Source organism: Glaciihabitans sp. dw_435 (genome assembly GCF_018449675.1).
In the GTDB taxonomy this organism is placed as follows: Bacteria; Actinomycetota; Actinomycetes; order Actinomycetales; family Microbacteriaceae; genus Glaciihabitans.
Map to the genome: position 1 here is coordinate 170,845 of NZ_JAAVUZ010000006.1, position 11,146 is coordinate 181,990.

Consider the following 11,146-nt stretch of genomic DNA (forward strand, 5'->3'; position numbering starts at 1 on the left):
ACAGAGACCGGTCGGGCCCACACGGGCCCGGCCGGTCTTTTTGCGTTTCCGGCATAATGGGAATCGTTCAGCGTGTGACCGTACACATCCTTGACGAGACCGGATACCAGCAGATGGAACCAGAAAAGGTTCGCGCACCGAATATCCGTGATGTCGCGCGTCTCGCCGGAGTCTCGTACCAGACCGTGTCCCGCGTGCTCAACGACAGCCCGAGCATTCGCGAGACCACCAAGCAGCGCGTGCTGGACGTCATCCAGGAGGTGGGGTACCGCCCCAATCAGGCGGCGCGTGCACTCGTCAATCGCCGTTCGAGAACGATCGGCGTACTGTCATCCCAATCCGCGCACTATGGACCAACCACGAGCATCAATGCCATCGAGGTTGCCGCCCGCGAGGCGGGATATCGGCTGAGCATCACGAGCACCGCGTCGGGTGACTACGCGTCGATCAAGTCCGCGCTCGACTACCTGCTGAGCCAGTCGATCGAGGCGCTCGTCGTCATCGCCCCGCAGGCGCGGGTGTTCGATGCGCTGCGCGACCTGTCGATCACGGTGCCGTTCGTGACGCTCGAGTCGACGGGCGAAAACCTCGGGCACAGCCTGTCGGTCGACCAGGTGTACGGGGCGCGGCTCGCGACACGGCACCTCATTGAGCTCGGGCACACCGAGATCATCCACATCTCGGGGCCGCAGGACTGGATCGAGGCCGACGCCCGCATGAAGGGCTACCTGCAGGAGCTGGGCGAGGCCGAGCTGCGCACCCGCGCGCCCATCCTCGGCGACTGGACCGCGAGCTTCGGGTATTACGCCGGACTGGAGCTGCTGCGGTTCCGCGACTTCAGCGCGGTCTTCTGCGGCAACGATCAAATGGCGCTCGGCTTCATGCACGCGTGCCGGGAGATGGGACTGGATGTCCCGGGCGACATCAGCATCGTGGGATTCGACGACATCCCCGAGGCCGCGCACTTCTTCCCGCCGCTGACCACGGTGCGCCAAAACTTCGTCGAGATCGGCCGCCGAGCCATCTCCATCCTGCTCGATGAGCTTCGCGGCGAGCAGGAGGTCGGGCACGAGCAGATCGCCCCCGAGCTCATCGTGCGCGCGTCCACGGCCCGCCTCTCGGCGTAGGCGACTGCCCCTCCTCGCGCTCACGCGTCGCTCAGCGCGGCTCAGCTTCGCTCAGCATCGCTGACGTGGCCGTCGGGCTCGCGAGTTGCGCCAAATCGCACGCTCCAGCCTGTGTGTAGGCGCGTTTGCCGCAAGTGAGAGTGGTTACGGGCGGATATGGCGCCCGAGTTGCGGCAAACTGCACCTTTTGACCTCTGTGTGGGTGCATTTGCCGCAACTCAGAATAGCTACGAGTGGATATAGCCCCCAGTTGCGGCATGTGCACGTTTGAATGCCCGAGGAGCGTGCGTTTGCCGCAACTGGACGCGGGATGGCAGGGGCCGGGCCCCTAGCCCGGGCAGGGTCAGAAAGCTAGTCCGGGCGGCGCTTTGACGTCGAGTTGACAGATGTGACCGTTTCAGATGTAACATGGCCGAAGCTTTTGTGAACGGTCACATGTACCGTTACAGTTCCGCCCGTTTGAGACAAAGAGGTCATCAACAATGAGCAATGCCGTATCCGCGGGCGATGAGACCTATGTCGTCGGTATCGACTTCGGGACGCTGTCCGGTCGTGCCGTCGTCGTGAGGGTATCCGACGGGGCCGAACTTGCCGAGGCCGTGCACGACTACGAGCACGGCGTGATGGACACGACGCTGGCCTCCACCGGAGCGACGCTTCCTCCCGAGTGGGCGCTGCAGGTGCCGTCCGATTACGTGTCGGTTCTCAAGAACGCCGTACCCGCAGCCCTCGCTGCCTCCGGTGTCGATGCCGCCGCGGTCATCGGGGTGGGAACCGACTTCACCGCCTGCACGATGCTGCCGGTGCTCGCCGATGGAACCCCGCTCAACGAGCTCCCCGAGTACGCCGACCGCCCGCACGCCTACGTCAAACTCTGGAAGCACCACGCCGCGCAGCCCCAGGCCGACCGCATCAACGAGCTGGCCGCCGCCCGCGACGAGCCGTGGCTTCCCCGCTACGGCGGACTGATCTCGAGCGAGTGGGAGTTCGCCAAGGGCCTGCAGCTGTTCGAAGAAGACCCCGAGATCTACAACCGCATGGACCACTGGGTCGAGGCAGCTGACTGGATCATCTGGCAGCTCTCCGGCACCTACGTGCGCAACGCCTGCACAGCCGGCTACAAGGGGATCCTGCAGGACGGCGAATACCCGACCCACGAATTCCTTAGTGCCCTGAACCCCGGCTTCGGGGCCTTCGCCGACGACAAGGTCGCCCACGAGATCGGCCAGCTCGGCGCCGCGGCCGGCACCCTCTCCGCGGAGGCTGCCGCCTGGACCGGCCTTCCCGAGGGCATCGCCGTTGCCGTCGGCAACGTTGACGCGCACGTCGCCGCACCCGCTGCCCAGGCCACCGAGCCCGGCCAGATGGTCGCCATCATGGGCACCTCCACCTGCCACGTCATGAACTCCGACACCCTCGTCGAGGTGCCCGGCATGTGCGGCGTCGTTGACGGCGGAATCGTCTCGGGTCTCTACGGCTACGAAGCCGGCCAGTCCGGCGTGGGCGACATCTTCGCCTGGTACGTGAAGAATCAGGTGCCCGCGCGATACTTCGACGCCGCGACATCCGCTGGACTCAGCATTCACGAACACCTGACCGAGCTCTCGAAGAACCAGCCGGTCGGCGGACACGGTCTCGTCGCCCTCGACTGGTACGGCGGCAATCGTTCCGTGCTCGTCGACGCCGAGCTCAGCGGCACGGTCATCGGCGCGACACTGACCACCCGCCCCGAGGAGATCTACCGCGCACTCTTCGAGGCAACCGCCTACGGAACCCGCAAGATCGTCGAGACCTTCGCGGCCAGCGGTGTTCCGGTCACCGAGTTCATCGCGGCCGGCGGGCTCATCCGCAACCCGTTCCTCATGCAGATCTATGCGAACGTGCTGCGCATGCCCATCTCCACGATCGCCAGCGAGCAGGGTCCCGCGCTCGGGTCCGCGATTCACGCGGCGGTGGCCGCCGGCGCGTACGACTCCGTGCGGGATGCGGCCCGCGCGATGGGCAAGGTCAACCGGGCCGTTTATGTTCCGGATGACTCTGCAGCCGACGCCTACGACGCACTGTACGACGAGTACACGCTGCTGCACGACTACTTCGGGCGGGGAGCCAACGACGTGATGCACAGGCTCAAGACGATTAAGAGGGAGGCCCTCCGATGACCGCGTTCGCACCCGAGATCGAGGTCGCCATCGCGCGCACCCGGGATGACATCGCCGCGCTCCACGCGGAACTGACCCGCAACGAGCTCGTCGTCTGGACCGGCGGCAACGTGTCCGGCCGCGTCCCCGGTGCCGACCTGTTCGTCATCAAGCCGAGCGGGGTGAGCTACGACGAGCTGTCGCCCGAGAACCAGATTCTCTGTGATCTCGACGGTCGGGTCATCCCGAGCACTCCCGGCGCGGAGCGCAGCCCATCGAGCGACACCGCTGCCCACGCCTACGTGTACCGCAACATGCCTGAGGTCGGGGGAGTGGTGCACACGCACTCCACCTATGCCACCGCCTGGGCCGCCCGCGGCGAAGCGATCCCGTGTGTGATCACCGCGATGGCCGACGAGTTCGGGGGCGAGATTCCGATCGGTCCCTTCGCGATCATCGGCGACGACTCGATCGGCCGCGGCATCGTCGCGACGCTGGCCGGTCACCGGTCCCGCGCCGTGCTGATGCAGAACCACGGAGTCTTCACGATCGGCAAGAACGCCCGCGACGCCGTGAAGGCCGCGGTCATGGCAGAGGATGTCGCGAAGACCGTGCACATCTCGCGGCAGCTCGGCACCGCCATCCCGATCCCTCAAGAGGCGATCGATTCCCTCTACAACCGCTACCAGAACGTGTACGGCCAGACCCCGGTAGGAGAACTCCAGTGAGCACCAGCATCATCCCCGACCTCGCGAGCTACGAGGTCTGGTTCCTCACCGGCAGCCAGGACCTCTACGGCGAGGAAACCCTGCGTCAGGTCGCCGAGCAGTCCCAGCAGATCGCCCGCGAGCTTGGCGACGCCGCCGATGTGCCCGTCACGATCGTCTGGAAGCCCGTGCTCAAGGACAGCGAGTCGATTCGTCGCCTCGCGCTCGAGGCCAACTCGGCAGACAACGTCGTCGGTGTCATCGCCTGGATGCACACGTTCAGCCCCGCCAAGATGTGGATCCGCGGCCTCGACGAACTGCGCAAGCCGCTCCTGCACCTGCACACGCAGGCCAACGTCGCGCTGCCGTGGTCCGAGATCGATTTCGACTTCATGAACCTGAACCAGGCTGCCCACGGCGACCGCGAGTTCGGCTACATCCAGACCCGCATGGGCGTATCCCGCAAGACCGTCGTCGGTCACGTGTCGAACCCGGCCGTGACGGCCCAGGTCGGGGCCTGGTCGCGGGCGGCGAGCGGATGGCACGCCATGCGCTTCCTCAAGCTGGCACGTTTCGGCGACAACATGCGCAACGTCGCGGTGACCGAGGGAGACAAGACCGAGGCGGAGATCCGCTTCGGACTCAGCGTCAACACCTGGGGAGTCAACGAACTGGTCGAGGCGGTGGATGCCGCGGCGGACAGCGACGTGGACGCCCTCGTCGCCGAGTACGAGGACCTCTACTCGGTCGTGCCCGAGTTGCGTCGCGGCGGCGACCGCCACGAGTCACTGCGCTACGGCGCCCGGATCGAACTGGGGCTGCGCTCCTTCCTCGAGGCCGGTGGCTTCTCGGCCTTCACCACCAACTTCGAGGACCTCGGCGCCCTGCGCCAGCTTCCGGGTCTTGGTGTCCAACGGCTCATGGCCGATGGCTACGGCTTCGGCGCGGAGGGCGACTGGAAGACCGCCGTCCTCGTCCGCGCCGCCAAGGTCATGGGAGCCGGCCTGCCCGGCGGCGCCTCCCTCATGGAGGACTACACCTACGACCTACAGCCCGGCAACGAACTGATCCTCGGCGCCCACATGCTCGAGGTCTGCCCGAGCCTGACGACGTCCAAGCCATCGCTGGAGATCCACGCGCTGGGAATTGGTGGAAAGGATGACCCGGTGCGCCTGGTGTTCGACACGGACGCCGGTCCCGGGGTCGTTGTCGCGATGAGCGACATGCGCGACAGGTTCCGCCTGGTGGCGAACGTCGTGGAGGTCGTTCCCCTGCCCGAGCCGCTCCCGAACCTGCCGGTCGCCCGCGCGGTGTGGAAGCCCGCCCCCAATTTCGCGACGAGCGCGGCAGCCTGGCTGACCGCGGGCGCCGCGCACCACACAGTGATGAGCACCGCGGTGTCCATCGACGTGTTTGAAGATTTCTCGGAGATGGCCAAGACTGAACTACTTGTCATTGACGAGGACACCACGTTGCGCGAATTCAGCAAGCAGGTTCGCTGGAATCAGGCGTACTACCGGCTCGCACAGGGGCTGTAGGACGACCGCGACGGCGCGCCTCGCGCGCACCCAATAACTTGCCGGGACCCGTCCCGGAAAGGGTCTGGCTTGTGGACGAAGCCGGATCAGGTAGCACCAAAAACTGACAATGACGTCCATGGGAACACCTATGAAAGGAACCACACAGTGAAAGCACGAAAGGTACTCGTCGGCATTGCAGCCGCGACCCTCGCCCTCACACTCGCGGCCTGCTCCGGCGGTCGCGGCGGCACGGGAGACGATTCCGGCAGCGGAGCATCCGCCGACAACAAGGGCGCCCTCGTCGGCGTCGCGATGCCGACCAAGACCTCCGAGCGGTGGATCAAGGACGGCGACGCCGTCAAGGCCGCCCTCGAAAAGCTCGGCTACAAGGTCGACCTCGAATACGGTGACGACAAGATCCCGCAGCAGGTGCAGCAGGTCAGCAACATGCTGACCAAGGGCGCCAAGGTTCTCATCATCGCCGCCATCGACGGAACCGCCCTGAGCGACCAGCTCGACCAGGCAGCCGACAGCGGCGTCAAGGTCATCGCCTACGACCGCCTGATCAACGGCAACAAGAACGTCGACTACTACACGACGTTCGATAACTACAAGGTCGGCGTTGACCAGGCCACCAGCCTCCTCCAGGGCCTCGGCATCCTGGACGCCGATGGCAAGGACACCGGCAAGACCGGCCCGTTCAACATCGAGCTGTTCGCCGGTAGCTCCGACGACAACAACGCCACGTTCTTCTTCAACGGCGCGATGGACACTCTGAAGCCGTACCTCGACAAGAAGATTCTCGTCGTCAAGAGCGGACAGACCGGCTTCACCCAGGTCGCTACCCTGCGTTGGGACCCTGCTACCGCCCAGAAGCGCATGCAGAACCTCATCGCCAGCACGTACTCCGGTGGCGCCAAGGTCGACGGTGTCCTCTCGCCATATGACGGTCTCTCCATCGGAATCATCTCCGCGCTGACGTCGTCGGGTTACAAGACGGACGCCCTGCCGATCATCACCGGTCAGGACGCCGAGGCCGCCTCGGTCAAGTCGATCATTGCGGGACAGCAGTACTCCACCATCTACAAGGACACCCGCCAGCTGGGTGACGAGGCAGTCAAGATGGCCGATGACCTGCTCACCGGAAAGACCCCGGAGGTGAACGACACGTCCAGCTACAACAACAAGGTCAAGGTCGTTCCGACGTTCCTGTTCCAGCCGACGGTTGTGACCAAGGACAACTACAAAGAGGTCCTCATTGACAGCGGTTACTACACCGAAGCAGACCTGAAGTAGGGTCAGCGTCATTCCGGCAGTGGCGGCGGACGAGTCATCCGTCGCCACTGCCTCTTTCTCCATGGAAGCCAAGAAAGAAGCAATGGTGACAACCAACATTCTCGAGATGCGCAACATCACGAAGACCTTCCCCGGTGTCAAGGCGCTGCAGGATGTCTCGATCGAGGTCAAGCGTGGACACATCCACGCCATCTGCGGCGAGAACGGTGCTGGCAAATCGACTCTCATGAAGGTGCTGAGCGGCGTGTACCCGCACGGGACCTACGACGGGGAGATCCTCTTTGAGGACAAGCCCGTGGAATTCCGCAACATCAACGACTCAGAAGCGTCGGGCGTGGTGATCATTCACCAGGAGCTCGCACTGAGCCCATATCTTTCCATTGCCGAGAACATCTTCCTCGGCAATGAGCAGCAGTCCAGCGGCTGGATCGACTGGAACAAGACCAACCTCGAGGCGGCAAAGCTGCTCGCGCGGGTGGGCCTGAAGGACAACCCGATCACCAAGGTCATGGACATCGGCGTCGGCAAGCAGCAGCTCGTGGAGATCGCGAAGGCACTCTCCAAGGAAGTGAAGCTGCTGATTCTCGACGAGCCGACGGCCGCGCTCAACGACGAGGACTCCGCTCACCTGTTGGATCTCATGAAGCACCTACGCGAGCAGGGCATCACGTCGATCATCATCAGCCACAAGCTGAACGAGATCAAAGCGGTAGCCGACGAGGTCACCATCATCCGTGACGGCAAGAAGATCGAGACGCTCGATATGCATTCCGACGTCATCTCGGAGGAGCGCATCATCAAGGGAATGGTCGGTCGCGATCTCGAGAGCCGCTTCCCCGACCACACGCCGCACATCGGCGAGGAGATGCTGCGTGTTGAGGACTGGACGGTACATCACCCGCTCGACCACGCGCGTGAGGTCGTGAAGCAGGCCAACATCTACGTGCGCGCCGGCGAGATCGTCGGTATCGCTGGCCTCATGGGTGCCGGTCGCACCGAGCTCGCGATGAGCGTGTTCGGCCACAGCTACGGGTACAACATCTCGGGCAAGGTCTACAAACAGGGCGTGGAAATCAAGACGAACACCGTGTCGGCGGCGATCGGCCACGGACTCGCCTACGCGACGGAAGACCGCAAGCACTACGGGCTGAACCTCATCGAGGACATCAAGCGCAACGTGTCGGCCGCCGCTCTCGAGAAGCTGGCCCGCGCCGGATGGGTCGACGGCAACAAGGAGATCGTCGTTGCCGAGGGCTACCGCAAAGACATGAACATCAAGGCCCCCAGCGTCGATGCCCTCACCGGCAAGCTGTCGGGCGGTAACCAGCAAAAGGTCGTGCTGTCCAAGTGGATGTACTCCAACCCGGACGTGCTGATTCTGGATGAACCGACCCGCGGTATCGACGTCGGTGCGAAGTACGAGATCTACGGCATCATCAACCGCCTTGCCGACGAGGGGAAGGGCGTCATCGTCATCTCGTCGGAGTTGCCGGAACTGCTCGGCATCTGCGACCGGATCTACACCCTCGCCGAGGGTCGGATCACGGCGGACGTGTCCCGTGCGGACGCGAGCGCTGAACACCTTATGCAGTACATGACCCAGGAGAGGAAGGACCAGGAATGAGCGACATCCGTGTTAAAGAAGTGTCGACGGGGGGTGGCATCCGCTCAGCATTCAATTACCTGGCCGGGCAGCTGCGCCAGATCGGCCTGTTCATTGCGCTGATCGTCATCATCATCTTCTTCGAGATCGCGACCCCGGGCATCACGCTCAAGCCGATCAACGTGTCGAACCTGATCGTGCAGAACAGCTACATCCTGATCCTGGCGATCGGCATGGTGATGGTAATCATCGCTGGCCACATCGACCTGTCGGTCGGATCGGTGGTCGCCTTCACCGGTGCCATGGCCGGCGTGATGATCACCCAGTGGCACCTGCCCTGGTTCGTGGCGATCGTGCTGTGCCTGATCCTGGGTGCGGTGGTCGGCATGTGGCAGGGATTCTGGATCGCGTACTTCAAGATACCGGCGTTCATCGTGACGTTGGCGGGCATGCTCACGTTCCGTGGACTGACCCAGATTGCGCTGCAGAACGAGCAGATCTCGCCCTTCCCGGACGAGTTCCGCGCGCTCGGCTCCGGCTTCCTGCCGGACCTCGGTGGTGGCCAGAGCTTCCTCGAGCCGCTGACCGTGATCCTCGGTGTGCTCGCCGTGCTGCTGCTGGTGGTGCAGGCCATTCGTGGTCGCGCCGCCCGCAAGAAGTACAACGTCGAGGACGAGCCCTTCGCCTGGTATATCACGAAGCTCGCGTTCACGACCGTGCTCATCCTGCTCGTGACCTACCTGCTGGCCAGCTACCGGGGAACCCCGATCGTGCTGGTCGTGCTCGGCCTGCTCGTGGTCGTCTACTCGGCAGTGATGAACCGCAGCGTCTTCGGTCGTCACATCTACGCGATCGGTGGCAACCTCAACGCTGCGGCGCTCTCGGGCGTCAAGACGCAGCGGGTCACATTCCTGCTGTTCGTCAACATGGGTGTCATCGCATCTCTGGCGGGCCTGGTTTTCACGGCCCAGCTCAACCTCGCAAACCCGAAGGCCGGTGACGGTTTCGAGCTCGACGCCATCGCCGCAGTCTTCATCGGTGGCGCGGCGGTCACCGGCGGTATCGGTACTGTGACGGGCGCCATCATCGGTGGTCTCATCATCGGAATCCTGAACAACGGTATGTCCATCCTCGGTGTCGGCAGTGAGTACCAGCAGCTCATCAAGGGCCTGGTCTTGCTGGCAGCCGTCGCGTTCGACGTCTACAACAAGCGTCGTTCGGGCGGTCACTAGTCACCATTCGCCCGCCTCTGCGGCGGGCACATCCCCGTGGCGGGAGAAACTGGCAAGCGGAGGGAGCTACAGCTCCCTCCGCTTGCTTTTTTCTCCCGCCAAACCCCGCGTTAACTTTCGCCGGACAGAAAAGCGTGGGTTCAGCGAGATGCGCACGATAACCCTCACATTTGCGGATGACCCTGCGCCGAAGTGACTCTGGGTGCGCGCGTGAGAGGGCGCCGGACCCCCGTGATTGCGGGACTCCGGGTCATCCCGTTACCAAACCGTAACCATTGCCCCTTGAGGGCGCAATTTTGTGAGCGCTAACATTCCAACCAGATTGGACACGCACTACCCGGCTCGAACTCGCGGTTGCAATGGCGCAACGGATGCGCGGACTTCCGCAAACGACGGCGCGACGAGCGGCGCTACCTAACTCAATACGACGGCAAGACACTGAACAAGGAGGTTTGGTTTCTATGAACAGGTTTGCACTCACTAGAGGGTTGGGCGCCGCGGCGCCGACCGGATCGCGCCGGGGCAGGGTGCGCAGCGTCATCGGGCTGGCGGCTGCCGGAGCGGTGCTCTTCACGATGAGCGGCTGCGCCAGCAGTGGCGGATCGGGCGGGGGTGCCGACTCTCTCACGGTCGGTTTCGCCCAGGTCGGCGCCGAGAGCGCGTGGCGCACCGCCAACACGAAGGACATCCAGGAGTCGTTCAAGACCGCGGACATCCCGCTGAAGTTCTCCGATGCGCAGGGCAAGCAGGAGAACCAGATCAAGGCGATCCGCTCGTACATCCAGCAGAAGGTCGACGTGATCGCGTTCTCGCCGGTGGTCGAGTCCGGCTGGGACACGGTGCTCAACGAAGCGAAGGACGCCGACATCCCCGTCGTGCTCACCGACCGCTCGGTCGACTCCTCCGATGACTCGCTCTACAAGTCGTTCCTCGGCTCAGACTTCGTCGCCGAGGGCGAGAAGGCCGGCGAGTGGGCGAAGACGGAATTTGCGGATGCCACGGCGGTGAACGTTGTCGAACTGCAGGGCACCACGGGCGCGGCCCCGGCCAACGACCGGGCGAAAGGATTCCGCACGGCGATCGAGGGCGACAGCAAGTTCAAGATCATCGCGTCGCAAACGGGTGACTTCACCCGTGCCGGTGGCAAGCAGGTCATGGAGGCGTTCCTGAAGAGCAACCCCAAGATTGACCTGCTTTACGCGCACAACGACGACATGGGTCTCGGCGCCATCGAGGCGATTGAAGCAGCGGGCCTCAAGCCGGGTGTGGACATCAAGATCGTGACGGTGGACGCGGTGCACGATGGAATGCAGGCCCTGGCCGACGGCAAGATCAACTTCATCGTCGAGTGCTCGCCGCTGCTGGGCGGTCAGCTGGTCGACATCGTGAAGAAGGTCGCCGCGGGCGAGACGGTCGACAAGCGCATCGTCACGGAGGAAACCACCTTCACGCAGGACCAGGCGAAGGCCGCGCTTCCCGACCGGAAGTACTGAGCTCGACCGTGAGTGTCGCTGTCGATCCCG

8 protein-coding genes are annotated in these 11,146 nt (G+C 64.1%); all 8 read left to right on the forward strand.

The window, feature by feature from the left end; all coding sequences use genetic code 11:
- Positions 1-113 precede the first annotated feature (113 nt).
- The gene (locus HB677_RS10515) at positions 114-1,127 is read left to right on the forward strand and encodes a LacI family DNA-binding transcriptional regulator (RefSeq protein WP_213815684.1); all 1,014 of its coding nucleotides are present in this window, start codon (positions 114-116) and stop codon (positions 1,125-1,127) included.
- Between the two features lie 482 nt (positions 1,128-1,609).
- On the forward strand, positions 1,610-3,286 hold the full coding sequence (gene araB / locus HB677_RS10520) for a ribulokinase (protein WP_213815650.1): 1,677 nt from the start codon (positions 1,610-1,612) through the stop codon (positions 3,284-3,286).
- On the forward strand, positions 3,283-3,993 hold the full coding sequence (locus HB677_RS10525; protein WP_213815651.1) for an L-ribulose-5-phosphate 4-epimerase: 711 nt from the start codon (positions 3,283-3,285) through the stop codon (positions 3,991-3,993). The genes araB and HB677_RS10525 overlap by 4 nt, the downstream gene beginning before the upstream one ends.
- The gene (gene araA, locus HB677_RS10530) at positions 3,990-5,510 is read left to right on the forward strand and encodes an L-arabinose isomerase (RefSeq protein WP_374193812.1); all 1,521 of its coding nucleotides are present in this window, start codon (positions 3,990-3,992) and stop codon (positions 5,508-5,510) included. Before HB677_RS10525 ends, araA begins: the two co-directional genes overlap by 4 nt.
- A gap of 147 nt (positions 5,511-5,657) precedes the next feature.
- Positions 5,658-6,788 (forward strand): multiple monosaccharide ABC transporter substrate-binding protein, encoded by a 1,131-nt coding sequence (gene chvE, locus HB677_RS10535; protein ID WP_307852558.1) that lies wholly within the window; start codon positions 5,658-5,660, stop codon positions 6,786-6,788.
- 82 nt (positions 6,789-6,870) lie between these two features.
- Positions 6,871-8,412 (forward strand): multiple monosaccharide ABC transporter ATP-binding protein, encoded by a 1,542-nt coding sequence (gene mmsA / locus HB677_RS10540; RefSeq protein WP_218624615.1) that lies wholly within the window; start codon positions 6,871-6,873, stop codon positions 8,410-8,412.
- Complete coding sequence (mmsB, locus tag HB677_RS10545) at positions 8,409-9,623, forward strand: multiple monosaccharide ABC transporter permease (RefSeq protein WP_213815652.1); 1,215 nt, start codon at positions 8,409-8,411, stop codon at positions 9,621-9,623. The genes mmsA and mmsB overlap by 4 nt, the downstream gene beginning before the upstream one ends.
- 461 nt (positions 9,624-10,084) lie before the next feature.
- Positions 10,085-11,116 (forward strand): ABC transporter substrate-binding protein, encoded by a 1,032-nt coding sequence (locus HB677_RS10550; RefSeq protein WP_213815653.1) that lies wholly within the window; start codon positions 10,085-10,087, stop codon positions 11,114-11,116.
- Positions 11,117-11,146 lie beyond the last annotated feature (30 nt).

Coding starts and splice junctions, on each gene's coding strand:
- HB677_RS10515 (WP_213815684.1), top strand. CDS start 114: ATGGAACCAGAAAAGGTTCGCGCACCGAATATCCGTGATGTCGCGCGT.
- araB (WP_213815650.1), top strand. CDS start 1,610: ATGAGCAATGCCGTATCCGCGGGCGATGAGACCTATGTCGTCGGTATC.
- HB677_RS10525 (WP_213815651.1), top strand. CDS start 3,283: ATGACCGCGTTCGCACCCGAGATCGAGGTCGCCATCGCGCGCACCCGG.
- mmsA (WP_218624615.1), top strand. CDS start 6,871: ATGGTGACAACCAACATTCTCGAGATGCGCAACATCACGAAGACCTTC.
- mmsB (WP_213815652.1), top strand. CDS start 8,409: ATGAGCGACATCCGTGTTAAAGAAGTGTCGACGGGGGGTGGCATCCGC.
- HB677_RS10550 (WP_213815653.1), top strand. CDS start 10,085: ATGAACAGGTTTGCACTCACTAGAGGGTTGGGCGCCGCGGCGCCGACC.